The organism is Pseudomonas sp. JE3303 (assembly GCF_056312565.1).
Window position 1 is genome coordinate 103636 of the sequence record NZ_JBWGIF010000013.1, and the last position, 24118, is coordinate 127753.

Consider the following 24118-nt stretch of genomic DNA (forward strand, 5'->3'; position numbering starts at 1 on the left):
TGGATCAATGTTCTTAGAAGTTCACACCAAAGCTGAGGGCGACGAAGTCGCGGTCATCCACGGTGGTGTACTTGCCGTCGAAGAAGTTGGTGTACGACAGGCTCGCGGTATAGGTGTTCTGGTATTCGGCATCGACGCCCAGGCTGACCGCCTTGCGGCCCTCCTCGAAGTTGCCGCCAGGGCCTGGCGAATAGCCGGAAACGTCATGGGACCATGCCACGTTGGGCCGCAGGTTCACCCCGGCGAAGACGTCGTTGTAGTCCCAGATGACACGTGCGCGGTAGCCCCAGGACGTGCTGGTGGTGTAGCCGTCGTTTTCGCACTTGCGGTTCAGGTTGGCGGTGGAGGCGCCCGCGCCGGCACCGGCGATGGTGCTGGCGTTCAGAGCCTGGCAGGTGTCGGCACCGCCGGTGGCGGGCAGCGGGCCAGGGCCGTAGACCGGGTCACGGCCGTAGCGGGTCTCGCGGGAGTTTTCCAGGCCGCCGACATGGGTCACGCCAAGCTCGCCTACCACGGTCATGCGGCTGGCGCCCATCACCTGGTCGAAGAAGTGCGTGAGAGTGGTCTGGAACTGGGTTATTTCCTTGCGGCGGTAGCCGTGGAGATCCTGGCCGGGCACGCCGGTCAGCAGCGATGCGTTGCTCAGCGCGCCACCGATCGGGCGGACCCCGGCGAACAGAATGTCGGTGGTATTGAGCTGCACCGGCGCATTGGGCCGGTAGCTGAGTTCACCGCTCCACGCCGTGCCGGTTGGCAAGGTGGTGGAGAAGCTGAGGCCGTACAGGCGGATGTCTTCCGGGTATTCGACGAAGTATTCGGAATTGCCCGCTACCAGCAGTGGCGCCAGAGCACGCAGTGCCGGCGGTAACGCAGCGAGGCTGCCGAATACCGAAGGTGCGGCGCCGGTCGCGCTGAAAATCGGCGCACGGCTGTGGTAGTTCATGAAGTAGGCACCGAATTCGGTGTCCAGCGGGTCGAACATGTAGCGCAACGCGACACCGAACTGGCCGCTGTCGCGGGCGTCACGGTCGGCGCCACGGCGCACCATCACGCCTTCGGCGTTGACGTCGACACCTTGGGTGGCCAGGAAGCCCTGGGCAGCCGCAGGCAAGGTGCGGCTGCTGTTGAGCACACGCAGGTTGTCGGTGCAGCCGTCGGCGATGATGTCAGGCTGCGAGAAGAAGGTGCCGCAGTTGTCGACGACCGTCTGGTCCCATTCGATCTGGTAGAAGGCCTCGGCCGAAAGGTTGTCGGTCAGGCTCTGGGAGATGTAGAACATGTTGACCGGGATCAGGCCTTCCTTCACCTCGGCGCCGGGCCGGCGGAAAGCGGCGACGTCGATCGGGTTGATCGAGTTGATACCGCCGCCGATGAAGGTACTTTCGCCCCAGCTCACCACCTGCTTGCCCAAGCGCACCGAGCCCGGCTGATCGGCGATGGAGTAGTTGTGGTACACGAAGGCATCGAGCAGTTCGGCGCCGGACGACTGGGCACCTTCCTTGCGGTTCGTGTCGCTGATGTCCTTGAAGTCGCGGTGTTCATCCTTGAGCTCGAAGTCGTACCAGTACTTGCCCCGGACAAACACACCGGTGTCGCCGTACTTGAGCTCCAGGTCATGGATGCCCTTGAAGATCTTCGAGAAGGTTTCGCCACGCTTGAAGTTGAGATGGCCGTCGTCGGAGGTCTGCGACAGGCCCTTGCCGCCGTTGTTGACGCCGATCAGGTTCTCGTTGCGCTTGGCTGTCGACCAGCTGGCACCCACGGAGAGCGACGAGTCGAACTGGCCTTCGATTTCCCCAATGTTGAAACTGACGCCGAAAGCGGGACCGGCGAGCGTGGAAGCGAGGCTGACGGCCAGGGGCAATTTGGCCCGGCGCCAGAACAGGTTTGCTGATGTCATCGACGCTACTCCATGTACTTTTTTGTTATGGCAGTGAGTCCTTTCAGAGACGGCCGATTCGACTGGTGAGCTCGCACCTGGAGGCCGCGCCAGTGTCGACGCTTTTCCCCCGTTCCTGAAAATCCCCTGGCCTGACTATAGCCAGCACACACAGGTGCCAGATCCCTCTAAAGTGTGATTTGCGTTCTCCTACCGGCCCAGCCCCGAGCCACTGACCGGGGTGATGGCCAGAAGCAAGCATGGCTCATATTCCTGCTTTGACAAGGCGCGGGGCTCTCTGGTCCGCGGGTCGCACCTGGGACGCGCGCCCCGCATGCCAGGTTACAAAGTTGAGAGGAATGTGCTGTTACTGGCCTGCCACTGGCTGATATCCAGGCGGATGCGCTTCTTGTCGAGCTTGCCGACGCTGGTCTTGGGAATTTCAGTAACAATGGCAATCTGGCTCGGGATGGCCCACTTGTTGATGTGCCCCAGCTCGACGAACGGCTTGAGGTGATCCTTGAGCGCGCGGGCGTCGATGCTCTGCTCCTCGTGCAATACCAGCAGGGCGAACGGGCGCTCGCCCCACTGCGGATCGGCGATGCCCACCACCGCCACCTCGCGGATTGCCGGATGGCGGCTGATGAGGTCCTCGAGCTCAAGGGAGGAGATCCATTCGCCACCGGTCTTGATCACATCCTTGATACGGTCGCGAATGTCGATGAAGCCCATGCTGTCGAGGGTCGCCACATCGCCGGTGTGCAGCCAGCCGCCCTCCCACAGCTCCCGGCTCTTTTCAGGCTCCTGGTAATAGCCCATGGTCAGCCAGGGTGCGCGAAGCACGAGCTCGCCCAGGCTTTCGCCGTCCGCCGGAAGAAACTTGCCCTCGCTGTCGACAATCGCCGCCTCGACCAGCGGCACCGGCACGCCGGCCTTGATGCGGTAGGTGACACGCTCGTCCTCGCTGCCAGCCAGCAGTTCTTCGTTGAGGTGCGCGCAGGAGATCAGGGGGCAGGTCTCGGACATGCCGTAGGCCGCCGTCAGCTGGATGCCGCGGGCTTTGGCCGCCTCATAGAGGGCGCGGTTGAGCGCGCTGCCGCCGATGATGATCTTCCAGCCGCCGAAGTCCTCCTGTTGCGAGCCCTTGGCGTTGAGCAACATCTGCAGGATGGTTGGTACGCAGTGGGAGAACGTGACCTTTTCCTTGCGCCACAGCTCGCAGAGCATCTCAGGCTCGTAGCGGCCTGGGTAGACCTGCTTGAGGCCAAGCATGGTCGCGGCATAGGGAATGCCCCAGGCGTGCACATGGAACATCGGCGTGATGGGCATGTAGACGTCGTTGCTGCCGATCAGGCGCACGCTGTCCAGGCTCCCGGTGACCGAGGTTTCAGCGAGGGTATGCAGCACCAGTTGGCGGTGGGTGAAGTACACGCCCTTGGGGTTGCCGGTGGTGCCGGTGGTGTAGAAGGTGGTGGCGACGGAATTTTCGTCGAAGTCCGGGAAGTCGTACCGTGGGCTTGCCGCGTCGAGCAGTTGCTCGTATTCGCCGACCAGGTTGGGCAGCTCGGCGGTGCGAGACTCGCCGTCGGTGAGCAGCAGGGTTTTCTCTACCGTGGTCAATTGCCCGGCAATGGCCTGGTAGAGGCCGATGAAGTCGCTGTTGACCAGCACGAAACGGTCTTCGGCGTGGTTCATGGTGTAGAGAATCTGCTCCGGCGAGAGGCGCACGTTGATTGTGTGCACCACCGCGCCAATCATCGGAATGGCGAACATGCACTCCAGGTACCGGTGGCTGTCCCAGTCCATCACTGCCACGGTATCGCCGGCCTTCACACCCGCCTCGGTCAGCACGTTTGCCAACCGCGCGATGCGTTCGTTGAGCTGCGGATAGGTGAAGCGATGCAGGTCGCGGTAGACGATTTCGCGGGTTTTCTCGTAGCGACAGCCCGACATCAGCAGGCGTTTGATGAGCAGCGGGTACGAATAGGCCCCTTCGGCGGGAGGAATGACACGAGTCTGCAACATGGGGAGTCCTTATCTGGAGTACACAGGCCGGGCAAGTCAGGCCGTTACTCTAAAACGGCGACCGGCCGGTCAAATCAGCCAAAGGAATGATTTGGCCGGTGCAAGGATGACTAGCCGAGTGCCCTCAGCCTCAGTGGCATCCACAGGTAAAAGGCGTTAACGTCCCAAGCTCCCGTCCTGAGGCCACGCGCCTCGTTGCCACCGGAGTTTCCATGCCAAGCCCGCGTCGCGCCGTGTTTCTCGATCATCAGTCACTGGACCTGGGTGACCTCGACCTGAGCCCCCTGGAACAAGAGTTCGACAGCCTTCGGCTGTACCCGGCCACCACACCTGAGCAGGTCGCCGAGCGCCTGCAAGGCGCAACCGCGGTCGTCAGCAACAAAGTCATGCTCGATGCCGCAAGCCTCGCCGCCAACCCGCAGCTGAAGCTGATTCTGGTGGCGGCTACCGGCACCAACAATGTCGACCTGGCGGCCGCTCGCGCCCAGGGTATTACGGTGTGCAATTGCCAAGGCTACGGCACGCCATCAGTGGCCCAGCACACCCTGGCACTGCTGCTGGCGCTGGCCACGCGGCTCTGCGACTACCGCCAGGCGGTGGTCGACGGCCAATGGGCCAAGGCCAGCCAGTTCTGCCTGCTGGACTATCCCATTGTCGAGCTCGAAGGCAAGACCTTGGGCTTGCTAGGCCATGGTGAGTTGGGCGGTGCAGTGGCGCGGCTGGCAGAGGCGTTCGGCATGCGCGTGCTGCTCGGACAGATCCCGGGCCGCCCTCCTCGTGAAGGCCGCCTGCCGCTGCACGAGCTGCTGCCACAGGTCGACGCGCTGACCTTGCACTGCCCGCTCAACGAGCAGACCCGCCACATGATCGGCGCCCGCGAACTGGGCCTGCTCAAGCCCGGCGCCCTGGTGGTCAATACGGCTCGTGGCGGCCTGATCGACGAGCAGGCGTTGGCCGATGCGCTGCGTGCCGGGCACCTGGGCGGGGCGGCGACCGATGTACTGAGCGTCGAACCGCCGGTCAACGGCAATCCCTTGCTGGCGGCCGACATTCCCCGCCTGATCGTGACCCCGCACAGCGCCTGGGGCGCGGTCGAGGCGCGCCAGCGCATCGTCGGCCAGCTTGCCGACAATGCGCACGGCTTCTTCGCTGGGCAGGCGCGGCGGGTGGTCAGCTAAGCGCACCCCCGCTCTGTTAGACTGCGCCCCTTTTTTCAGGAGGCGTCCATGGACCCGCGCAGTGAAGTATTGCTCCGTCAGGCCGAACTTTTCCAAGGGCCGGTGCTGCTGACCGGCCTGCCCTCGGACGATCTGTTTGGACAGCTGCCGCAGGCAAGTGGCTGGAGCTGGCATGCCGGGGACCAGGCGATGCTCGACAGCCGCTTTGCCGGGCGCAGTCACTATGGCGTGGCCGTGCCAGAGGTGGCCTTCGACGCAGCGGTGCTGTTCATGCCCAAGTCGCGTGACCTGGCGGCCTACCTGCTCGACGCGCTTGCCGCTCGGCTGGCCGGCCGCGAGCTGTACCTGGTCGGCGAAAAGCGTGGCGGCATCGAAGGCGGCGCCAAGCTGCTGCAGGCCTACGGCAAGCCGCGCAAGCTCGACAGCGCGCGCCACTGCCAGCTCTGGCAGGTTACAGTCGAGAATGTCCCGGATGCCCGCCCGCTGGAGAGCCTGGCCGAACGCTTCGAATTGCCATTGGCCGATGGGCCGCTGCAGGTAGTGACCTTGCCCGGGGTGTTCAGTCATGGCCGCCTGGACAAAGGGACCGCGCTGTTGCTGGAGCATCTGGACAACTTGCCTGTGGGTGATGTGCTGGACTTTGGCTGCGGTGCCGGGGTTCTCGGTGCGACGGTCAAGCGGCGATACCCTGAAAGCCGTGTGACCTTGCTGGATGTGGATGCGTTTGCGGTTGCCAGTAGCCGGTTGACGCTTGAGGCCAACGGGCTGGAAGGTGAGGTCATCAGCGGGGACGGAATCGACGCGGCGCCCATGGATCTGGTGCTGATCCTGAGTAATCCGCCGTTCCATACCGGGGTGCACACGCACTATGCGACGTCGGAGTCCTTGCTGAGTAAATCGCGCGATCATCTGCGAAAAGGTGGGGAAATGCGACTGGTGGCGAATAGTTTCCTGCGGTACAAGCCGTTGATCGAGGCGGCCCTCGGGAATTGCGAAACACGGGTCGAAGCGCAGGGGTTCAAGATCTACCAGGCAACACGCGCTTAAAATCTGCACTTGCCGAAACCGCCCGTCCTAGGCAGAATCCGCTCCGTCCTAGGGGAGTAGTCTCCCGCGAGCACCCAGCTCGCCCGGCACGCGTCAACATACTTGGTCCACAGACCATGGCGCGTGCGACCCCTGGTCCGCGCAGACGGACCCAGGGTTTGACAAGACCTATGACACGAACACCTTACCCGGGGCGGGGAGGTCGTACGTGTCATAGCCGTGTCGACCCGCCCCCGTAGGAAAACCTGATGCTGGAATCACTGCTCATCCCCACTGCAGTAGTCGCGCTCGCCGAAATCGGCGACAAGACGCAACTGCTCGCGCTCATTCTCGCCGCCCGCTTTCGCAAGCCCTGGCCGATCATCGCTGGCATCGTCGCCGCGACCCTGGCCAACCATGCCGCGGCAGGTGCGGTGGGCGCGTGGGTGGGGGGGTTCTTCAGCGCGACTGTCCTGCACTGGATCCTCGCCGCCAGCTTTGCCGCCACTGCGCTGTGGACGTTGATTCCGGACAAGATGGATGACGACGAAGGGGGTGCCGCCCGCCGCTTCGGCCCGTTCGTCACGACGCTGATCGCGTTCTTCCTCGCCGAGATCGGCGACAAGACGCAGGTGGCCACGGTGATGCTCGCCGCGCAGTACCCGCACCTGATCATGGTGATCATCGGGACGACCCTGGGCATGCTGATCGCCAACGTGCCGGTGGTGCTGGCAGGCAACTTCGCCGCGGACAAACTGCCATTGACGCTGATCAGGCGCCTGGCCTCGGCCGCCTTCTTCGTACTGGCGGCGGTGGCGGTGTACACGGCGATGAAGGCCAGCGGCTGGGTTGGCTGACCTTGCCGGACGTGACAGGGGCCACATCGCGGCCCCAACCTTTCGACCCTCTACTTTTTCGCGGCCTGGTACAGCGGCATGACCTTCGGAATCGCCGCCTCGAGCGATGCGATGCGGCTGCTCGACGCCGGGTGAGTGCTCATGAATTCCGGCTGCGAGCCACCCGACGCCTGGGTCATCTTGTTCCACAGGGTGATCGCGGCGTTCGGGTCGAAGCCTGCGCGGGCCGACAGTTCAAGGCCGATGAGGTCGGCCTCGTTCTCGTTGGAGCGGCTGTTGGGCAGGGTCATGGCGTACTGGACCACGGTGTCGGCGACAGCCAGGCTGTCCTGTCCCAGGCCGAGCAGCGCACCGGCGCCCTGTCGTGCGACCTGTACGCCGTAAGCCTTGGACATCGCTTCGCGGCCATGCTCGCGCAACGCGTGGGCAATCTCATGGCCCATGACAGCGGCGATCTCGTCATCGGTCAGCTTGAGCTTGTCGATCAGGCCGCTATAGAAAATGATCTTGCCACCAGGACCGCAGTTGGCGTTGAGCTCATCGCTCTGGATCAGGTTGACCTCCCATTGCCACTGCGCCGAATCGGGCCGGAACTGAGGCGCCTGGGCAATCAGGCGGTCGGCGATGGCCTTGACCCGCTTGGCATTGGCGCTGGTCTTGTCCAGCACGCCCTGGGACGTGGCCTCGCCGAGGGTCTGCTGGTATGACTGGGCATACATCTGGTTGACCTCATCGGTCGAGAGCATGCTGAACATGTACTGCTTGCGCTCGACGCCAACCGCGCCGCCGCTGGTGGTGTTCACCGCCTGGCAACCTGCCAGGAGGATGCTGGCGCCCAGGACGCTGACAACTAATGATCTACGCATGAAGACACTCCGTTTGCACATGCCGGCTATCCTAGGCCGAGTCGCGTGCACCCCGCCATAGCCAGCAGGCAGTTTTCTACATGCGGGCAGGCTTATCCTGGCGTCAGGCACTCAGGCGCATCGAGCTTCGGATCATTGACGAAGTTGGCCAGTACTCGCTCGCGCAGGCTGTGCTGATTGCTGGCAAGCAGTTCGTTCAGGCGCGGCAATGGAGTGTCTGTATCGAGCCAGGCTGCCTGCCCCTCGGCATCGAGAATCAGCGGCCGGCGCTGGTTCATCGCCGCCTGGGTGACCACCGCACAGCTCAGCCAGACCTGGTCCTGCACCGGGTAGGCCTCCCAGATCGCGGCAAAATAGAGTGATGAGCCCTCCCCCGGCGTCAGCCAGTAAGGCCGCTTGCGGGCCGTGCCGCGCCATTCGTAGAAGCCGTTGGCCGGCATCAGGCAGCGCCGTTGGCGAAACGCTTCACGAAACATCGGCTGTTCCACCAAGGTTTCGGCACGGGCATGGGCAGGCGTGCGTGACAGGTCGGTGAGCCAGGCCGGGGTCAGGCCCCAGCGGGCCCGCGCCAGTTGTGGCTGGCCGTCGACCTGACGTTGGATCAGCACCGAGTTACCGGGCGAGATGTTCCATTGCGCCTGCTGGCCGGAGGGAAAACCCGGCAGGGCAGCAAAGGCTGGGGTCCAGCGAAACAGGGCGTAGCGTCCACACATGGGCGGTAAAACCTAGGGTCTTGAACCCTAACAGATCAGGGTTCCGGGAATGATCTCCGGTTCGTCGCCGGGAAGAGGCTGGGCATCATTGTACGCGGCGATGAGCTGGCGTGCGCGATCGGCCTGCTCGTCGGCCACCGCCAGGCCCAGCAGTCCCTGGGGCGGCAGCTCGCCGACAGCACCCATCAGGTCCCGCCCGAGAAGGTGCACCCTGACCCCTTCGCTGGCGAGCATGCCGATCAGCAGCTCGGCTTCGAGCAGGCTCTGCGGCTCGTAGATTCGCCGCATCACTCATCCTCGCGGCGTGTATCGAGCATCCATTCATCCCCATGCACCTGCAGGACGAACACGATCGGCCGGCAGCAGACCTGGCAGTCCTCGGTATAGGTCTGGTCGCCTGCCGACAGGTCGACGGTGGTCTCGACTCGTTCGCCACAGTAAGGACAGTCGTAGAGAGCAGTTTCCAGCATCGCGGCCTCCGCGGTGACTTGTGCGTATAATCGCCGGTCTGTTTACAGGCCCTGTGCGTGTTCGAGCCGTTTTCCGAACCCCGGCCCTACCTATTACCCTAGCCGTTTCCAACAAGAGAGCATGATGGGCGAATTCGATGCCATCCGACCATACGACGACGCTGAGGTCCCTGCTGTTCTGGCACGCCTGCTCAGCGACCCGGCATTCCTCGATATCCTCACCCACTTCCGCTTCCCGCGCGCCGCCGGGGCATTCGGCTGGCTGCTCAAGCCGCTGATCGCCAAGCGCCTGCGCAAGGAGTTCGCGGGCGTCAGCTGCGTCTCGACCCTGCAGGACAAGGTCGAGCACTATGTCGACCAGACCATCGAACGCGCCACCGACGGTGTCACCTACACCGGCGTCGAGCAGCTCAAGTCCGGCACTGCCTACCTGTTCCTGGCCAATCACCGCGACATCGTGATGGACCCGGCTTTCGTCAACTATGCGGTGTACCACGCCGGCTTGCCGACCCCGCGCATCGCCATCGGCGACAACCTGCTGCAAAAGCCCTTTGTCAGCGACATGATGCGCCTGAACAAAAGCTTCATCGTGCACCGCTCGATCAGCGGCCGCCGCGAAAAGCTCGCCGCCTACCAGCTGCTGTCGGCCTACATCAATCACTCCATCCGCAATGATGGCGCGTCCATCTGGATCGCCCAGGCCGAGGGCCGGGCCAAGGACGGTGACGACCGTACCGATTCGGCGATCCTCAAGATGTTCCACATGAGCCGCAAGACCGAGCCGTTTGGAGCGGTGATCCAGAGCCTGAACCTGATCCCCGTGTCGATCAGCTACGAATACGACCCCTGCGATCAGGCCAAGGCTCGCGAACTGTTCATCCGCGCCACCACTGGCACCTACAAGAAGGCGCCAGGCGAGGATGACGTAAGCATCGCCCAGGGCATTACAGGGTACAAAGGCCGGGTCCACATCAACTTCGCCCCGCCGGTGACCGAGTACTTCGAGGACACCAAGCAGCTGGCGGGGGAGATCGACCGGCAGATCCTGGGAGGTTACCGGCTGTTTCCGGTCCATTACCTGGCCTATGCCATGTGGGACCAGGCCGACTCCGCGCTGCAGGTACCCACCGCGAAATCACTGTTTCCCGCAGCGGAGCTCGCTACCGCCCAGGCTGAATGGCAACGCCGCCTGGACGCCTGCCCGGCCGAGCAGCGGCCATACCTGATCCAGCAATACGCGACACCGGTCAGAAACCAGTACCAGGTGAAAGCTGGCTGACCGCGGGCAGCAGGCTCAGACCCAGGCACTGAACCAGGACAGCACCAGCGCCATCGAAGCTTCGCCTGGGCTTTGCGACAGAATGAAAGCTCATTAAAAAGCCCGGTACCTGCAGCAGGTACCGGGCTTTTCTACAAGTGAGCGAAGTGCGCGCTTACTCGGCAAGCACCTGGCCGATGGTCGGATCCTTGAACAGGCGGGTCAGGGCGTCGCTGAGCACGTCGCTGACCAGCTTGGTGTTGGTTTCCTGGTTCGGCGCCATGCCGAAGCGCTGGTCCAGCGATGCGCCATAACGGCCGCTGTAGCGTCGGTTGGCGTTGGACACATCGGCACGGAAGGTCGCGCCAATGGTGGCTTCGGTAACGTACATGCCTTCCTTGGGCGACTGGTATTTCAGTTCGGCCAGGGTCACTGTCAGCTGCGGTGCGTTGTAGGCATTGGCCGTCGGGGTGAAGCCGAGCAGGCGCACGGCCGCTTCGGCCTGAGCCTGCAGCTTGGGCACGACATCGTTGCCGGACACGCTGATGGTGCTGGTCTCCGGGTACAGGCCACCACGGGTGCCGAGCGCCTGGGACGCGCGGCCATCGACCACTTTCACCACCACGGGCTGGCCCCGGCCTACCGCAGCCAATTGCGCGTTGAGCTTGGGTTGGGGGGTGAGTTGTTGCGGACTGTGGGCACAACCGACCAGGCTCAGGCTGGCCACCGCGATCAAACCGAACAACAGACGTTGCAACATGCGCATTTCTCCAGGAATAAGCCGCAAAGGCGCCAGTATACCCAGCCGGCATCAGGCCAGCTATCGGGCCAGCCCGCTGTCACAATGGTTTCATGGCCCAGGCCTTAAGATTGCGCCAGCCCACTCCACTCAGGACCCTTCCCATGGCCTCGCTCTGGACACTCCTCTTCCGACGCCCTCGCAACGCATGCTATGCCCGGCTCGACAGCGAAGGCACCTGCGTGGCCTTCAAACAATGCAGCCAACCGCCCTGCGCCAGCGGCTGGGTGCAGGTAGAGGAAATCCACCTCGGCTGGCTGGGCCGCCCGCTGCCCGCAAGCGCGCGGGTTTGCGCGCGTGCAAGCAGCCGCTGGCAACAACGCAGCCTGCTTACCTGACAAAAACCGTAATAAATCTTCCTGAAAACGACCTTTTCCGCCCGCGACCCCGTTATAATTTCTCCCCGATTATAAGGACGTCTCCTGATCGGGCCCCGCAATCGCCGAAACCATTTCCGGCACCCTCCCGCTTCGCCCACAGAGAGCCTTCCACTTCAGGTCTTGCATCCGCTGATGTGCCTGCATTCTCGGCCGTCTGCCTGCATGAACCTGCGGGTTGCCATCGCGCAGTCCTTTTGAGGTCACGACTCCAAAAGAGCGTGAAAAAACGGGTTTTCACAACTTCACAAGAGTGTGGCGAGCAAATGAACAGTCTGGCATGTGCAAAAGCGACAGATACGTCCCGAACAGCCCCGAGCAGCCGGCAACCGTGCCCATCCATAATGGGTGACTGATCCGGTCCATAACGCAAATCGGACACCTTGACCATAAGTCGAATTGCCGCACCCGCGTTACAATGCGTTCAATAGAGCGACGCAAAGACCGGTTGGCGGTGTCCGCGAAGCTGCAAGAACTGCGAAGAATCGGACATGGCGATCCTGGGGTAGCCCAGGGGTCCTATGCTGTCAATTTGGTGCTGTAGATTTTGGAGACGCGGTAAATGGCGCAGAACGAATCGGTTGATGTGGTACTGGTAGGCGCGGGCATCATGAGTGCCACCCTGGCCGTACTGCTCAAGGAACTCGACCCCACGCTCAAGCTGGAAGTCGTGGAGGCGATGGACTCGGGTGCCGCGGAGAGCTCCAACCCGTGGAACAACGCCGGTACTGGCCACGCTGGCCTGTGCGAGCTGAACTACACGCCCCAGGCTGCCGACGGCAGCATCGATATCAAGAAAGCGGTCCACATCAATACCCAGTTCGAGGTGTCCCGCCAGTTCTGGGCCTACCTGAGCAGGAAAGGCGGCCTGGGCTCGCCACGCGCCTTCATCAATCCTGTCCCGCACCTGAGCTATGTCGAGGGTGACAAGGGTGTCGACTTCCTGCGCAAGCGCTTCGAGCTGCTCAAGCAGCACCACGCCTTCGCCGAGATGGAGTACACCGAAGACAAGGCAGTGATGAACGAATGGATGCCGCTGATGATGCCCGGCCGCCCGGCCGACCAGCACATCGCCGCCACCCGCGTGGCGAAGGGCACCGACGTCAACTTCGGCGCGCTCACCAACAAGCTGCTCAAGCACCTGGGCACCAGCAGCAACGCTCAGGTCAAATACAGCAAGAAGGTGACCGGCCTGCGCCGCACGGCCAACGGCTGGAGCGTGACCATCAAGGACGTCAACAGCGGCAGCAGCCGTGAGGTCGATGCCCGCTTCGTGTTCCTGGGCGCTGGCGGTGCCGCGCTGCCACTGCTGCAACTGTCCGGCATCGATGAAAGCAAAGGCTTCGGCGGCTTCCCGGTGAGTGGCCAGTGGCTGCGTTGCGACAACCCCGAGATCGTCCGCCAGCACCAGGCCAAGGTCTACAGCCAGGCTGCGGTCGGTGCGCCGCCGATGTCGGTCCCGCACCTGGACACCCGCGTAGTGGATGGCAAGACGTCGCTGCTGTTCGGGCCGTATGCCGGCTTCACCACCAAGTTCCTCAAGCACGGTTCGCTGCTCGACCTGCCGTTGTCGGTTCGCATGGGCAATATCGGCCCGATGCTCGCCGTGGCCCGCGACAACATGGACCTGACCAAATACCTGGTCAGCGAAGTGATGCAGTCGATGGAACAGCGCCTGGAATCGCTGCGCCGCTTCTACCCCGAGGCGAAGGCCGAGGACTGGCGCCTGGAAGTCGCGGGCCAGCGCGTGCAGATCATCAAGAAAGATCCGAAGAAAGGCGGTGTCTTGCAGTTCGGTACCGAACTGGTCGCAGCCAAGGACGGCACCCTCGCCGCCCTGCTGGGTGCCTCGCCAGGCGCCTCGGTGACTGTTTCGATCATGCTGGAACTGATCGAGCGTTGCTTCCCCGAGCAGACCAAGGGTGCCTGGGCGGCCAAGCTCAAGGAAATCTTCCCGGCCCGCGAGAAGACCTTGGCGACCGACGCTGCCCTGTACCACAAGATCAGCATCCAGAACGACGAAGCACTGCAACTGGTGGAAGCCAGCCCGGCCCAGCACTACGCCTGAACCGCGTGACTCCCACAAAAAACGCCCCGAGGGGCGTTTTTTTCTGCGTCCAGGGTTTCAGCCGCGGGCGTTCTGGATGATCTCGAGGTACTCAGGCGCATTGCGCTGGTCGGCAATGACCTCTGCGAAGGTCTTGCCGTGCTCGTCCTTGCCGTCCAGGTCCAGCCCCGCTTCGACGAAGAAACCGATAAAGCGCTCGAAGTCATCGACGCGCAGGCCACGGTAGGCCTTGACCAGCTTGTGGTGAGCCGGCGAAGTCACGCCATCGGCTGGCTCGAACTGAAGGTACGACTTGATGTAGTCGTCGCTGATCTCGTCACCAATTACCTGTTTCTTGTCTTTACGCATTGCCGGCTCCAACTGGACCATCAGGGGATATTTCGAAGGACGGCAGTTTACCCCCCGCCAGCGCCAGGCCTCAACGCGAACGTACGGTGCCGGTGTGCAGGTCGGCCCAGACATGGCCGTTGGCATAGGCCAGGAATTGCACATACAGGGTCTCGTTGCGCAGCAGGTCCATGACCACCCGGTAGCTGGCGAGGGGATAGTTGAGCGTCAGGGTGCGGGACTTTTCATCGAAGACAGGCTTCTTCAGGCTCTTGCCGCCCTCGCCATCGAAACTGACCAGGACCTGGGCGATTGTCGCACCTTTGCTCAGCGGCTTGCCTTTGAGCCGCAGCAGCAGCGAGGAGGTGATCGGAATGGGTTGCTGGTCGGACTGGCGCTGTGCGCCCACCACCACCGAGTAGTCGGTGACCTGGAGCAATTGCTGTGCGGTGGGGGCTTCCTGGCGCACCGAGAGATCGTCCGGCGGGAGGAACTGACTGTGCAGTGGCGCCGCGGTGACAGGCAGGCTCAGCGCCAGCAGCAAAGGAAGGAAGGCACGCATGTAGGGCTCCTTGGCATCGGAGGAGCACTCTAGCATGGGGATCATTCGAACTGCGCGAGCATCCAGGCCTGATAGTCGGCGACCCCTTCCTCACCTTCACGCGGCGCCCAATGCGCATGTTCACCCTCGCCCACTGGGCGATACGGGCCAGACTTGCACTCGAACAGGATGCTGTCCGCCTCCAGCACCACCAGGCCGTGATAGGTGCCGGGCGCAAGGTCCACGCCCAGGCAGTCGCCACCCGCCTGAAGCACACGCTTGTCGGTCACCTGGCCTTGCTCGTCGAAGATCAGCAGGCCCAGCCGGCCCTTGAGCACGATCAGGCACTCCGCCTTGTCATCGCTCAGGTGGCGATGGGGCGGGATGTAGGTGGTCGGCTGCAAGCCCACCGCCATGCGATGGCAGGGATCTTCCATCTCATGGAAATTGTGGTGCTGGCGGCCACGGGGATTGGCGGCGGCCTTTTCCGCCAGCCCGCCAAACAACGATTGATCGATGAACGCAGGCTGGCGCATGGTCACATCCCCTTGACGGCGAAGATGCCGTTGGCGTTGCGCCAGTAACCCTTGTAGTCCATGCCATAACCGAAGATGTAGCGGTCGATGCACGGCAGGCCGACGAAGTTGGCCTTCAGGTCCGGACTGGCCTTGCGGTCATGGTCCTTGTCGATCAGCACCGCGGTGTACACGTTGCGCGCGCCGGCATGCTTGCAGAACTCGATGATGGCGCTGAGGGTGTGGCCTTCGTCGAGAATGTCATCGACGATCAGTACATCGCGGTCGATGAACGACACTTCCGGCTTGGCTTTCCAGAACAGCTCGCCTCCGCTGGTCTGATTGCGGTAGCGGGTGGCGTGCAGGTACGACGCTTCCAGCGGGAACTGCAGGTGGGTCAGCAGCTTGCCGGCGAAGATCAGGCCACCGTTCATCACGCAGAACACGACCGGATTGGTGTCGGCCAGTTGCTGGGTGATCTGCTCGCCCACCTGGGCGATGGCAGCTTCGACCTGCGCTTCGTTGTACAGGCAGTCAGCCTCGCGCATGACTTGACGGATGTGCTCGAGATCAGCGGACATGGCGCTCTCCGGGTGGACGGCTATTGAGAAAAGCGGGCAAAGGTACGCACCCGCTCGCGTCAGATCAAGTGTTTTGGACTACCGTGCAAAAGGACTACAGGACACCCGTGGCTGAATAGATTAATCTAGCGCGGTTTTTTTGCCCGCATTCCGGAGCCTTCCCCCTATGCCTACCCGTGAGATCCGCCATCCGCTGATCCGTCACAAGCTCGGCCTCATGCGCCGTGCCGATATCAGCACCAAGAACTTCCGCGAACTCGCCCAGGAAGTCGGCGCCCTCCTGACCTACGAAGCCACCCAGGATCTTCCCCTGGAAACCTACGAAATCGAAGGTTGGTGCGGCACGGTACAAGTCGAGAAGATCGCTGGCAAGAAGATCACTGTCGTGCCGATCCTGCGTGCCGGCATCGGCATGCTCGATGGCGTGCTCAGCCTGATCCCGGGCGCCAAGGTCAGCGCCGTGGGCGTCGCGCGCAACGAGGAAACCCTCGAGGCGCACACCTACCTGGAAAAACTTGCACCCGAGATCAACCAGCGCCTGGCCCTGATCATCGACCCGATGCTGGCCACCGGTGCCTCGATGGTCGCCACCATCGACCTGCTGAAGAAGGCCGGTTGCCGCGACATCCGCGCGATGGTCCTGGTCGCCGCCCCCGAAGGCATCGCCTCGGTCGAGAAGTCGCACCCCGATGTGAAGATCTACACTGCTTCGATCGACGAGCGCCTCAACGAGGACGGCTACATCATCCCAGGCCTTGGCGATGCCGGTGACAAGATCTTCGGTACCAAGCAGAAGGACGCCTGACCATGCAGGACGGCTTCAACGACCCGCTCTGGCGCCAGGTCGTCTCGGGCGCGCAGATGCTCTTCGTGGCATTTGGCGCCTTGGTGCTGATGCCGCTGATCACCGGCCTGGACCCTAACGTCGCGCTGTTCACCGCGGGCTTCGGGACCTTGCTGTTCCAACTGGTGACCGGTCGTCAGGTGCCGGTATTCCTGGCATCGAGCTTCGCTTTCATTACGCCGATCATTCTCGCCAAGGGCCAGTTCGGCCTTGCCGAGACCATGGGCGGGATCATGGCGGCCGGCTTTGTCTACACCTTCATGGGCCTTGCCGTGAAGATCAAGGGAACGGGCTTCATCGACCGCACGCTGCCGCCCGTGGTGATCGGTCCGGTGATCATTTCCATTGGCCTGGCAATGGCGCCTATCGCCGCCAACATGGCCATGGGCAAGGGCGGCGATGGCAGTGTGCTGGTGCCGTACGGCACGGCCATGCTGATTTCCATGCCGGCGCTGCTGACCACGCTGATCGTCGCGGTCTTTGGCAAGGGTATTTTCCGCCTGGTGCCGATCATTGCCGGCGTGCTGGTGGGTTTTGCCCTGTCGTTCGCGTTTGGCGTTGTCGACACTGCCAAGATTGCCGCTGCACCCTGGCTTGAGCTGCCGAACTTCACCGCGCCCGCTTTCAACTGGCAGGCGATCCTGTTCATCGTGCCCGTTGCCCTGGCACCGGCCATCGAGCATATCGGCGGGGTGATCGCGGTAGGCAGCGTGACCGGGCGCGACTACCTGAGAACGCCCGGCCTGCACCGTACCCTGCTCGGCGACGGCCTGGCCACCACGGCGGCTGGTCTGCTGGGCGGTCCGCCCAACACCACCTACGCCGAGGTGACCGGCGCGGTGATGCTGACCAAGAACTACAACCCCAAGATCATGACCTGGGCGGCGGTGTTCGCCATCGTGCTGGCGTTCATCGGCAAGTTCGGCGCGTTATTGCAGAGCATCCCGGTCCCGGTGATGGGCGGTATTCTCTGCCTGCTGTTCGGCTCGATCGCGGCGGTGGGCATGAATACCATGATCCGTCACAAGATCGACCTGTCCGAAGCGCGCAACCTGGTGATCGTCTCGGTGACCCTGGTGTTCGGTATCGGCGGTGTGCTGGTCGGCAGTGGCGATGGTCCGGACGACTGGGGCCTGAAGGGTATTGCCCTGTGCGCAGTGGTGGCGATCGCCTTGAATCTGCTGTTGCCAGGCAATGACAGCTGGAAGAAAAAGACCCTGGATGATCAGTTGCCCTGATTCGGGTTCATCCAGTTGAAGGCCTCATCGCGGGCAAGCCCGCGATGAGGCCGGCACTGGCCACCTGAACCTCACGCCCTCTCACACATCCCCGCCAACGCCTTCACCCACTGCGGGTGATCATTCAGGCACGGCACCAGCACCAGCTCCTCTCCCCCCGCCTCGATAAACTGCTCGCGCCCCCGATCACCAATCTCCTCGAGCGTCTCGATGCAATCGGCGACGAACGCCGGGCACATCACCAGCAGCTTTTTCACACCCGCCTTGCCCAGTTCGTCGAGCCGCGTCTCGGTGTAGGGTTCGATCCACTTCGCCCGGCCCAACCGGGACTGGAACGACACCGACCATTTGCCGTCAGGTATTCCCATCTCGCGGGCGAACGCCTTGGCGGTGGCCAGGCACTGGCCGCGATAGCACACGGCGCGCATCTCGGGGCTGGCGTCCTTGCAGCAGTCCGGATCCTGGAACCGGTGCTTGCCGGTAGGGTCGAGCTTCTTGAGGTGGCGCTCGGGCAGGCCGTGAAAGCTCAGCAACAGGTGGTCGTAGTCCTGCTGAAGGTGGGACCTGGCACTGGCCACCAGCGCCTCGATATATTCGGGCCTGTCATAGAACGGCTTCAACACTGTCATCTGCAACGGCAGCCGGCGTTGTTCGAGCGTCTGCCGGGCCTGCTCGATCACTGTGGTCACAGTGCTGTCGGCGAACTGGGGATAAAGGGGCGCCAGGGTCACCTTGCGCACGCCCTGGGCGGCCAGGCGCTCGAGCACCTCGGGTATCGCGGGCTGGCCATAGCGCATGGCGATTTCAACCGGTCCGTGTGGCCAATGCTCGACCATGGCGGCCCTCAGGCGTCGGGTAAGCACCACCAACGGCGAGCCTTCGTCCCACCAAATCGAGGCATAGGCATGGGCCGACTGCTCCGGGCGCTTGACCAGGATCAGCGACACCAGCAGCCGCCGCACCGGCCACGGCAGGTCGATCACATAAGGGTCCATGAGGAACTGGTTGAGGTAGCGGCGCACATCGGCCACCGAGGTTGAAGCCGGCGAACCCAGGTTGACCAGCAGCAGAGCGTGATCGGTCATGCAGCGTCCTATTTCAGAGGCGGCTGGAAAGGTTGTCCAGCGCCGATTGCAGATCGTTGAAACGGAAAGTGAAGCCGGCCGCCTGCAGGCGCACCGGTCTTGCCCGTTGGCCACCCAGCAGCAGGACGGAAAGCTCGCCCAGGCCGGCCCGCAGCAATGGTGCTGGCAATGGCAGCACCGCCGGACGGTGCAAGACCTTGCCCAGGCGCTTGGCAAACTCGCGGTTGCGCACCGGCTCAGGCGCGCAGGCATTATAAGGACCGCTGGTATCCTTGTGCTGCACCAGAAAATCTATCAGGGCGATCTGGTCGTCGATGTGTACCCACGGCATCCACTGGCGTCCATCGCCAATAGGCCCGCCAAGGCCCAGCTTGAAAGGCAGGCGCAGGCGCGACAAAAAGCCGCCATCACTGGCCAGCACCAGGCCCGTGCGCACGCGCACCACGCGAATCCCCAGCCCTTCGGCCCGCTGGGCGGTCTCTTCCCAGGCAATGCACAGCTGGCTGGCGAAGTCCTCCTTCACCGGGGGAGAGGCCTCGTTGAGCTCACGTTCGCCACCATTGCCGTACCACCCCACGGCCGAGCCCGACACCAGCACCTCGGGTTTCTGCTCACGGCTGCGCAGCCAGGCCAGAAGCTGCTCGGTGAGCGTGATGCGGCTGGACCACAGCAGCGTACGCCGCGCCGCCGTCCAGGGGCGATCGGCAATCGGCGCGCCGGCCAGATTGATCACCGCATCGACCGGGTCATCGGCTGCCAGCTCATCCAGGCTGGCGATGCCGCGCACGCCGGTCCCGCAACGTTTTGGCACTTCGCTGGGGGTACGGCTCCAGACCGTCAGGCGATGACCTTTGTCGCGCCAGAACTGGCAGAGGTGTTGGCCGATCAAACCCGTACCACCGGTCAGCAATATATGCATGGCTGTGTCCTCTTGAGGCCTGCCCTTGGTCTATTTTAAAGAACAAGGCACTTTATTGACCCGACGCTCTCGGATAAACATAGGCCAACCTGTCCTATCGAGCGGAATAACCTTATACAAGTTTTGGGCATTGTACAGGTTTGCCAACCAGCGTAGCCTGCCCTCAGCAAGGTTCGAAGAGGCCAACATGACAGTACCTATCGCGATCATCGGGGCCGGCATCGCCGGCCTGTCCGCTGCCCAGGCCCTGCAAAAGGCCGGGCAGACCGTCCACCTGTTCGACAAGGGCCACGGCAGCGGTGGCCGCATGGCCAGCAAGCGCAGCGATGCCGGTGCGCTCGATCTCGGCGCCCAGTATTTCACCGCTCGCGACCGCCGCTTCACCGACCAGGTGCAGCATTGGGTGAGTTCTGGCTGGGCCGAGCAATGGAAGCCGCAGCTCTACAACTACCGCAATGGCGAACTCACGCCCTCCCCCGACGAGCAGGTGCGCTGGGTAGGTGTGCCGCGCATGAGCGCGATCACCCGCGGCATGCTCAAGGACGTCACGGTCAACTTCGGCTGCCGTATCGCCGAGGTCTTCCGAGGCAAGCAGTACTGGCACCTGCAGGATACCGATGGCTGCAGCCATGGCCCGTTCAGCAGCGTCGTTATCGCGGTACCGGCGCCACAGGCCACGCCGTTGCTGGCCGCCACGCCCAAGCTGGCCGCCGTGGCCGCAGGCGTGCAGATGGAACCTACCTGGGCCATCGCCCTGGGGTTCCAGACTCCCCTGGACACCCCCATGCAGGGTTGCTTCGTGCAAGACAACCCGCTCGACTGGCTGGCCCGCAACCGCAGCAAGCCGGGGCGCGACGAACAACTCGACACCTGGGTCCTGCACGCCTCGTCGAACTGGAGCAAGCAGCACATCGACCTCACCCGGGAAGCCGTGATCGAGCACCTCTGGGGCGAGTTCGCCGAACTGGTCGGCTGCATAGTCCCTGAACCCACTTTCGCCCTTGCCCATCGCTGGCTCTATGCCCGCCCGGCTGCAACCCACGAATGGGGCGCACTGGCCGATGCCGATCAAGGCCTGTATGTGTGTGGCGACTGGTGCCTGTCTGGCAGGGTGGAAGGTGCGTGGCTGAGCGGCCAGGAGGCGGCTCGCAGGCTGCTGGAACACTACGAATAGCTGCCAGCCCGCAAATTATTGTTTCCATACGCTCGACACTGTGATGGAATTTACTTGTACAGGAAAAGTCGTCTGTACAAGTATTCCTGGAGACGGTGATGAACAGCCCCACGCCACTCGCCAAACCCCGCATCGGTATCAGCGCTTGCCTGACCGGCGACAATGTACGCTTCAATGGCGGTCATAAATCCTCGGCCTTGTGCCGCGAAATATTCGACGAGCATTTCGACTGGGTAGCGCTGTGTCCGGAAGTGGCCATCGGCCTGGGCATCCCACGAGAAGCCATTCGCCTGGTTGGAGATCCTGACAATCCGGCGGTCACTGGCAGCCGTAACCCATCCCTTGATCTGGCCGGCCCATTACGTGCCTACGGCGAGCAGATGGCGGACGCGCTTACCGATATCTGCGGCTATGTGTTCATGCAGAAGTCACCGTCATGCGGCCTTGAACGCGTCAAGGTCTACCAGGACGACGGCCACCCCGCGGTGAAGACTGGACGCGGCGCCTACGCCGAAGCGTTCTGCGCCCGCCGCCCGGACCTGCCGGTCGAAGAAGAGGGACGCCTGCACGATCCGGTGCTGCGCGAAAACTTCATCAGCCGCGTCTATGCCTACGCCGACTGGCAGCAGTTGCTGGCGCAGGGCATCAGCCGTGGTGCGCTGATCCGCTACCACTCGCGCTACAAGTACCTGCTGATGGCCCATAACCCCCAGGCCTACCGTGAGCTTGGCCGACTGCTGGGCACCATGAGCCGCGAGGACGATCCCCAGGCGGTCGGCACACGTTACTTCGGCCGGCTGATGCATGCGCTGCGCCGCTGCGCCAGCCGAGGCACCCACTGCAACGTGCTGCAGCACCTGGTCGGTTACCTCCGCGAAGACCTGAGCACGGACGACAGGTCGGAACTGCAGCGACTGATCGGCGAATATCAGAAAGGCATCGTGCCGCTGGTGGTGCCCCTGACCCTGCTCAAGCATCATTTGCACAATCATCCGGACCCCTACTTGCTGCAGCAGGCTTACTTGAACCCGCACCCCGCGAGCATGGGGCTGCGCAATGCCATCTGAAGCGCTGCTGCCCATTCGTGAAGTCGCCCGCCTGACGGGCGTCAACCCGGTAACACTGCGCGCGTGGGAACGCCGCTATGGCCTGCTCACGCCGGGACGTACCGGCAAGGGACACCGGCTCTACCCGGCGGACCAGGTGCAGCGGGTGCAAGCCATCTTGCGCTGGCTCGAGCGCGGCGCCTCGGTGGGCCAGGTCCGCGCGCTGCTCGACAGCGAGCAGCAGGCACCGGTGCCCTCCCCCAACGGCGACTGGCCCGTGCGCTGCGGGCAATTGATCGAAGCCATCGGCAATCTTGCCCAGCGCCCGCTTGACCAGCAGCTCAACCAAGCCATGGCGCTCTACCCCGCCGTGACCCTTTGCGAGCGCCTGCTCTTGCCGGTGCTCGACAGCCTGGCCCGCCGCTGGCAGAGCCCGTTCAACGCACAGCTGGAGCAGGTGTTTTTCCACTCCTGGCTGCGCAGCAAGCTGGGGGCGCGGGTCTATCACGACAATCACTCGCTCGAGGGCCCACCAGTGCTGATTGCCAGCACCAGCGAGCAGGCCTTCGATGCGCACCTGTGGCTTTGCGCCTGGCTGCTGAGCAGCAGCGGCTGCCCGGTCGAGATTCTCGAGTGGCCGGTAACGGGCAGCCAGTTGCGCGAAGCCGTCCGGCAATTGCAGCCGCGGGCGCTGGTAATGAGCCTGGGCCGGCGCATCGATTTGCCGGAGCTACAGCGCAGCCTGCCGTTGATCGATTTGCCGAAGATCCTGAGCGGCCCGGCCCTCCCCATTCATGAAGCCGGGCTGAGCGCACTGCAATCGCCCAGCCTTTTCCTGCTGGACACCCCTCAGGCCACGCTGCACAAGCTGCAACAACTGCGCGACGCCCCCTCAACTGGAGACACCCCTCAATGCAACTGATCTGGCTGCGCAGCGACTTGCGCATCGACGACAATACCGCCCTGAGCGCCGCCTGCGAACGCGGACCGACCGTGGCGGTGTGGATCGCCAGTCCAGGGCAATGGCACACCCACGACGACGCGCCGTGCAAAGTTGATTTCTGGCTGCGTAACCTACGCGAGCTCCAGCACTCGCTCGGGAAGCTCAACATCCCCTTGCTGATCCGTAGTGTGGACACTTGGCAGCAGGTGCCCAAGGCGCTGCTCAAGCTCTGCCGACAGCTTGAGGTCGAGGCGGTACACTGGAACGATGAGTACGGCGTCAACGAAGCCGCCCGCGATGAAAGCACCCGTGACGTGCTCATCGAGGCCGGGATCACCACCCATAGCTACCTGGACCAGCTGCTGTTCGCGCCCGGCACCATCCTGACGCGCAGCGGCCACTACTACCAGGTGTTCGGCCAGTTCCGCAGGGCCTGCCACGAACACCTGCACCGAAGCCTGCCCGCGATGGCGCCAAAGGTGCATCGCCAGGCGCCCATACCGGTAGAGAGCGACCCGGTGCCGGAGCATGTCCCAGGGTTCGCGACACCGGAGCAAAGCCTGCGCGATCTCTGGCCGGCCGGTGAGCGTGAAGCCCACCGACGACTGCAGACCTTTGTCGATGAAGATGTCGATGACTACCTGCAACAGCGCGACTTTCCGGCGGAGCCTGGCACCAGCCAGCTTTCAGCGTATCTGGCCGCTGGCGTCATCTCCCCGCGCCAGTGCCTGCACGCGGCGATGTCAAACAATCGTGGGGAATTTGATGGGGGCAGCAGCGGCGTGCAGACGTGGGTCAACGAGCTGCTGTGGCGCGAGTTCTACAAGCACATTCTGGTGGGTTATCCACAGGTGTCACGGCATCGGGCCTTCCGCCAGCACACTGAAGCCCTGCCCTGGCGCGATGCCCCCGAGGACCTCAAGGCCTGGGAAGAAGGCCGCACCGGTTTTCCGCTGATCGATGCCGCCATGCGCCAGATGCTCGCCACCGGCTGGATGCACAACCGCCTGCGGATGGTAGTGGCCATGTTTCTGACCAAGAATCTGCTGATCGACTGGCGCCTGGGGGAGCGGCACTTCATGCGCCACCTGATCGACGGCGACCTGGCCGCAAACAATGGGGGATGGCAATGGAGCGCTTCGACCGGAACCGACTCGGTGCCGTACTTCCGGATCTTCAATCCGATCACCCAATCCCAGCGTTTCGATGCGAAGGGCGTGTTCATCCGGCAGTGGATACCGGAGCTGGCTGGGCTGGACAAGAAGACCGTGCATTCACCGGTCTCGAACGCGGAGCATTCGGAAGGCTCCCGCTATCATCGGCAGATCGTGGATATCAGCGAGAGCCGTCAGCGGGCGCTGGAAGCCTTCAAGTCACTGCCCGGCTAAA

Annotated in this window: 25 protein-coding genes and 1 riboswitch; of the genes, 12 read left to right on the forward strand and 13 right to left on the reverse strand. The window is 63.3% G+C overall.

The genetic code is table 11. The features are described 5' to 3' along the window. Positions 1-13 precede the first annotated feature (13 nt). Both AC0ZZU_RS18825 and AC0ZZU_RS18830 read right to left on the reverse strand, forming a co-directional pair. On the reverse strand, positions 14-1900 hold the full coding sequence (locus AC0ZZU_RS18825) for a DUF1302 domain-containing protein (protein ID WP_476342699.1): 1887 nt from the start codon (positions 1898-1900) through the stop codon (positions 14-16). A gap of 321 nt (positions 1901-2221) precedes the next feature. Then, the gene (locus AC0ZZU_RS18830) at positions 2222-3904 is read right to left on the reverse strand and encodes a fatty acid--CoA ligase (protein WP_476342700.1); all 1683 of its coding nucleotides are present in this window, start codon (positions 3902-3904) and stop codon (positions 2222-2224) included. A 212-nt stretch (positions 3905-4116) separates the two neighbouring features. Here AC0ZZU_RS18830 and AC0ZZU_RS18835 point away from each other — a divergent pair, with 212 nt between their 5' ends. From AC0ZZU_RS18835 to AC0ZZU_RS18845, 3 genes are all read left to right on the forward strand, one after another. Further along, on the forward strand, positions 4117-5082 hold the full coding sequence (locus AC0ZZU_RS18835; protein WP_476342701.1) for a 2-hydroxyacid dehydrogenase: 966 nt from the start codon (positions 4117-4119) through the stop codon (positions 5080-5082). A 48-nt stretch (positions 5083-5130) separates the two neighbouring features. Beyond that, a complete protein-coding gene (locus tag AC0ZZU_RS18840) occupies positions 5131-6129 on the forward strand; it encodes a methyltransferase (protein ID WP_476342702.1) in 999 nt (332 codons plus the stop codon). Positions 6130-6167: 38 nt separating this feature from the next. Next, a riboswitch (yybP-ykoY riboswitch) is annotated at positions 6168-6289 on the forward strand. Between the two features lie 88 nt (positions 6290-6377). Further along, entirely contained in the window at positions 6378-6965 is a 588-nt protein-coding gene (locus AC0ZZU_RS18845) for a TMEM165/GDT1 family protein (protein ID WP_476342703.1), read from the forward strand. A gap of 50 nt (positions 6966-7015) precedes the next feature. On the opposite strand, the gene AC0ZZU_RS18850 is transcribed toward AC0ZZU_RS18845, so the two are convergent. From AC0ZZU_RS18850 to AC0ZZU_RS18865, 4 genes are all read right to left on the reverse strand, one after another. Beyond that, positions 7016-7831, reverse strand: a complete 816-nt coding sequence (locus AC0ZZU_RS18850; RefSeq protein ID WP_476342704.1) for a M48 family metallopeptidase — start codon at positions 7829-7831, stop codon at positions 7016-7018. Positions 7832-7923: 92 nt separating this feature from the next. Beyond that, complete coding sequence (locus AC0ZZU_RS18855) at positions 7924-8544, reverse strand: SOS response-associated peptidase (RefSeq protein ID WP_476342705.1); 621 nt, start codon at positions 8542-8544, stop codon at positions 7924-7926. Positions 8545-8571: 27 nt separating this feature from the next. Continuing rightward, entirely contained in the window at positions 8572-8832 is a 261-nt protein-coding gene (locus AC0ZZU_RS18860; RefSeq protein ID WP_476342706.1) for a putative signal transducing protein, read from the reverse strand. Next, positions 8832-9014, reverse strand: coding sequence for a CPXCG motif-containing cysteine-rich protein (locus tag AC0ZZU_RS18865; RefSeq protein ID WP_158460409.1), 183 nt, complete (start codon positions 9012-9014; stop codon positions 8832-8834). Before AC0ZZU_RS18865 ends, AC0ZZU_RS18860 begins: the two co-directional genes overlap by 1 nt. Positions 9015-9135: 121 nt before the next feature. Between AC0ZZU_RS18865 and AC0ZZU_RS18870 the strand changes: the two genes are divergently transcribed. Beyond that, on the forward strand, positions 9136-10293 hold the full coding sequence (locus AC0ZZU_RS18870; RefSeq protein WP_476342707.1) for a 1-acyl-sn-glycerol-3-phosphate acyltransferase: 1158 nt from the start codon (positions 9136-9138) through the stop codon (positions 10291-10293). 154 nt (positions 10294-10447) lie between these two features. Here the strand turns inward: AC0ZZU_RS18870 and AC0ZZU_RS18875 are convergent, their stop codons facing one another. Next, positions 10448-11032 carry a YajG family lipoprotein gene (locus tag AC0ZZU_RS18875; protein ID WP_158460412.1) on the reverse strand — a complete coding sequence of 195 codons (585 nt, stop codon included), beginning with the start codon at positions 11030-11032 and terminating at the stop codon, positions 10448-10450. A 143-nt stretch (positions 11033-11175) separates the two neighbouring features. Here AC0ZZU_RS18875 and AC0ZZU_RS18880 point away from each other — a divergent pair, with 143 nt between their 5' ends. Beyond that, the gene (locus AC0ZZU_RS18880; RefSeq protein ID WP_476342708.1) at positions 11176-11409 is read left to right on the forward strand and encodes a hypothetical protein; all 234 of its coding nucleotides are present in this window, start codon (positions 11176-11178) and stop codon (positions 11407-11409) included. A 601-nt stretch (positions 11410-12010) separates the two neighbouring features. After that, positions 12011-13516, forward strand: coding sequence for a malate dehydrogenase (quinone) (mqo, locus tag AC0ZZU_RS18885; RefSeq protein WP_476342709.1), 1506 nt, complete (start codon positions 12011-12013; stop codon positions 13514-13516). A gap of 57 nt (positions 13517-13573) precedes the next feature. Here mqo and AC0ZZU_RS18890 read toward each other — a convergent pair whose 3' ends face one another. The 4 genes from AC0ZZU_RS18890 to AC0ZZU_RS18905 form a co-directional block, all read right to left on the reverse strand. After that, on the reverse strand, positions 13574-13864 hold the full coding sequence (locus AC0ZZU_RS18890) for a PA4642 family protein (RefSeq protein ID WP_476342710.1): 291 nt from the start codon (positions 13862-13864) through the stop codon (positions 13574-13576). A 70-nt stretch (positions 13865-13934) separates the two neighbouring features. After that, positions 13935-14405, reverse strand: a complete 471-nt coding sequence (locus AC0ZZU_RS18895; protein WP_476342711.1) for a hypothetical protein — start codon at positions 14403-14405, stop codon at positions 13935-13937. Positions 14406-14446: 41 nt separating this feature from the next. Further along, the gene (locus AC0ZZU_RS18900; protein WP_476342712.1) at positions 14447-14920 is read right to left on the reverse strand and encodes a WbuC family cupin fold metalloprotein; all 474 of its coding nucleotides are present in this window, start codon (positions 14918-14920) and stop codon (positions 14447-14449) included. Positions 14921-14922: 2 nt separating this feature from the next. After that, complete coding sequence (locus AC0ZZU_RS18905; RefSeq protein ID WP_158460418.1) at positions 14923-15480, reverse strand: hypoxanthine-guanine phosphoribosyltransferase; 558 nt, start codon at positions 15478-15480, stop codon at positions 14923-14925. Between the two features lie 166 nt (positions 15481-15646). Between AC0ZZU_RS18905 and upp the strand changes: the two genes are divergently transcribed. Both upp and AC0ZZU_RS18915 read left to right on the forward strand, forming a co-directional pair. Next, the gene (gene upp / locus AC0ZZU_RS18910) at positions 15647-16285 is read left to right on the forward strand and encodes a uracil phosphoribosyltransferase (RefSeq protein WP_476342713.1); all 639 of its coding nucleotides are present in this window, start codon (positions 15647-15649) and stop codon (positions 16283-16285) included. A gap of 2 nt (positions 16286-16287) precedes the next feature. Next, the gene (locus tag AC0ZZU_RS18915; protein WP_476342714.1) at positions 16288-17562 is read left to right on the forward strand and encodes a uracil-xanthine permease family protein; all 1275 of its coding nucleotides are present in this window, start codon (positions 16288-16290) and stop codon (positions 17560-17562) included. A gap of 71 nt (positions 17563-17633) precedes the next feature. On the opposite strand, the gene hemH is transcribed toward AC0ZZU_RS18915, so the two are convergent. After that, positions 17634-18647 (reverse strand): ferrochelatase, encoded by a 1014-nt coding sequence (gene hemH / locus AC0ZZU_RS18920; RefSeq protein ID WP_476342715.1) that lies wholly within the window; start codon positions 18645-18647, stop codon positions 17634-17636. Between the two features lie 13 nt (positions 18648-18660). Then, on the reverse strand, positions 18661-19566 hold the full coding sequence (locus AC0ZZU_RS18925) for a TIGR01777 family oxidoreductase (RefSeq protein WP_476342716.1): 906 nt from the start codon (positions 19564-19566) through the stop codon (positions 18661-18663). A 187-nt stretch (positions 19567-19753) separates the two neighbouring features. Between AC0ZZU_RS18925 and AC0ZZU_RS18930 the strand changes: the two genes are divergently transcribed. From AC0ZZU_RS18930 to phrB, 4 genes are all read left to right on the forward strand, one after another. Further along, the gene (locus tag AC0ZZU_RS18930) at positions 19754-20740 is read left to right on the forward strand and encodes an NAD(P)/FAD-dependent oxidoreductase (protein WP_476342717.1); all 987 of its coding nucleotides are present in this window, start codon (positions 19754-19756) and stop codon (positions 20738-20740) included. 98 nt (positions 20741-20838) lie between these two features. Beyond that, complete coding sequence (locus AC0ZZU_RS18935) at positions 20839-21807, forward strand: YbgA family protein (protein WP_476342718.1); 969 nt, start codon at positions 20839-20841, stop codon at positions 21805-21807. Next, the gene (locus tag AC0ZZU_RS18940; RefSeq protein WP_476342719.1) at positions 21797-22708 is read left to right on the forward strand and encodes a MerR family transcriptional regulator; all 912 of its coding nucleotides are present in this window, start codon (positions 21797-21799) and stop codon (positions 22706-22708) included. The genes AC0ZZU_RS18935 and AC0ZZU_RS18940 overlap by 11 nt, the downstream gene beginning before the upstream one ends. Beyond that, on the forward strand, positions 22699-24117 hold the full coding sequence (phrB, locus tag AC0ZZU_RS18945) for a deoxyribodipyrimidine photo-lyase (RefSeq protein WP_476342720.1): 1419 nt from the start codon (positions 22699-22701) through the stop codon (positions 24115-24117). Before AC0ZZU_RS18940 ends, phrB begins: the two co-directional genes overlap by 10 nt. The last annotated feature ends 1 nt before the right edge of the window (position 24118 follow it).

Excerpts from the sequence above, each read along its gene's own strand:
- AC0ZZU_RS18825 (WP_476342699.1), bottom strand. The coding sequence starts at position 1,900 with ATGACATCAGCAAACCTGTTCTGGCGCCGGGCCAAATTGCCCCTGGCC.
- AC0ZZU_RS18830 (WP_476342700.1), bottom strand. The coding sequence starts at position 3,904 with ATGTTGCAGACTCGTGTCATTCCTCCCGCCGAAGGGGCCTATTCGTAC.
- AC0ZZU_RS18835 (WP_476342701.1), top strand. The coding sequence starts at position 4,117 with ATGCCAAGCCCGCGTCGCGCCGTGTTTCTCGATCATCAGTCACTGGAC.
- AC0ZZU_RS18840 (WP_476342702.1), top strand. The coding sequence starts at position 5,131 with ATGGACCCGCGCAGTGAAGTATTGCTCCGTCAGGCCGAACTTTTCCAA.
- AC0ZZU_RS18845 (WP_476342703.1), top strand. The coding sequence starts at position 6,378 with ATGCTGGAATCACTGCTCATCCCCACTGCAGTAGTCGCGCTCGCCGAA.
- AC0ZZU_RS18850 (WP_476342704.1), bottom strand. The coding sequence starts at position 7,831 with ATGCGTAGATCATTAGTTGTCAGCGTCCTGGGCGCCAGCATCCTCCTG.
- AC0ZZU_RS18855 (WP_476342705.1), bottom strand. The coding sequence starts at position 8,544 with ATGTGTGGACGCTACGCCCTGTTTCGCTGGACCCCAGCCTTTGCTGCC.
- AC0ZZU_RS18860 (WP_476342706.1), bottom strand. The coding sequence starts at position 8,832 with ATGCGGCGAATCTACGAGCCGCAGAGCCTGCTCGAAGCCGAGCTGCTG.
- AC0ZZU_RS18865 (WP_158460409.1), bottom strand. The coding sequence starts at position 9,014 with ATGCTGGAAACTGCTCTCTACGACTGTCCTTACTGTGGCGAACGAGTC.
- AC0ZZU_RS18870 (WP_476342707.1), top strand. The coding sequence starts at position 9,136 with ATGATGGGCGAATTCGATGCCATCCGACCATACGACGACGCTGAGGTC.
- AC0ZZU_RS18875 (WP_158460412.1), bottom strand. The coding sequence starts at position 11,032 with ATGTTGCAACGTCTGTTGTTCGGTTTGATCGCGGTGGCCAGCCTGAGC.
- AC0ZZU_RS18880 (WP_476342708.1), top strand. The coding sequence starts at position 11,176 with ATGGCCTCGCTCTGGACACTCCTCTTCCGACGCCCTCGCAACGCATGC.
- mqo (WP_476342709.1), top strand. The coding sequence starts at position 12,011 with ATGGCGCAGAACGAATCGGTTGATGTGGTACTGGTAGGCGCGGGCATC.
- AC0ZZU_RS18890 (WP_476342710.1), bottom strand. The coding sequence starts at position 13,864 with ATGCGTAAAGACAAGAAACAGGTAATTGGTGACGAGATCAGCGACGAC.
- AC0ZZU_RS18895 (WP_476342711.1), bottom strand. The coding sequence starts at position 14,405 with ATGCGTGCCTTCCTTCCTTTGCTGCTGGCGCTGAGCCTGCCTGTCACC.
- AC0ZZU_RS18900 (WP_476342712.1), bottom strand. The coding sequence starts at position 14,920 with ATGCGCCAGCCTGCGTTCATCGATCAATCGTTGTTTGGCGGGCTGGCG.
- AC0ZZU_RS18905 (WP_158460418.1), bottom strand. The coding sequence starts at position 15,480 with ATGTCCGCTGATCTCGAGCACATCCGTCAAGTCATGCGCGAGGCTGAC.
- upp (WP_476342713.1), top strand. The coding sequence starts at position 15,647 with ATGCCTACCCGTGAGATCCGCCATCCGCTGATCCGTCACAAGCTCGGC.
- AC0ZZU_RS18915 (WP_476342714.1), top strand. The coding sequence starts at position 16,288 with ATGCAGGACGGCTTCAACGACCCGCTCTGGCGCCAGGTCGTCTCGGGC.
- hemH (WP_476342715.1), bottom strand. The coding sequence starts at position 18,647 with ATGACCGATCACGCTCTGCTGCTGGTCAACCTGGGTTCGCCGGCTTCA.
- AC0ZZU_RS18925 (WP_476342716.1), bottom strand. The coding sequence starts at position 19,566 with ATGCATATATTGCTGACCGGTGGTACGGGTTTGATCGGCCAACACCTC.
- AC0ZZU_RS18930 (WP_476342717.1), top strand. The coding sequence starts at position 19,754 with ATGACAGTACCTATCGCGATCATCGGGGCCGGCATCGCCGGCCTGTCC.
- AC0ZZU_RS18935 (WP_476342718.1), top strand. The coding sequence starts at position 20,839 with ATGAACAGCCCCACGCCACTCGCCAAACCCCGCATCGGTATCAGCGCT.
- AC0ZZU_RS18940 (WP_476342719.1), top strand. The coding sequence starts at position 21,797 with ATGCCATCTGAAGCGCTGCTGCCCATTCGTGAAGTCGCCCGCCTGACG.
- phrB (WP_476342720.1), top strand. The coding sequence starts at position 22,699 with ATGCAACTGATCTGGCTGCGCAGCGACTTGCGCATCGACGACAATACC.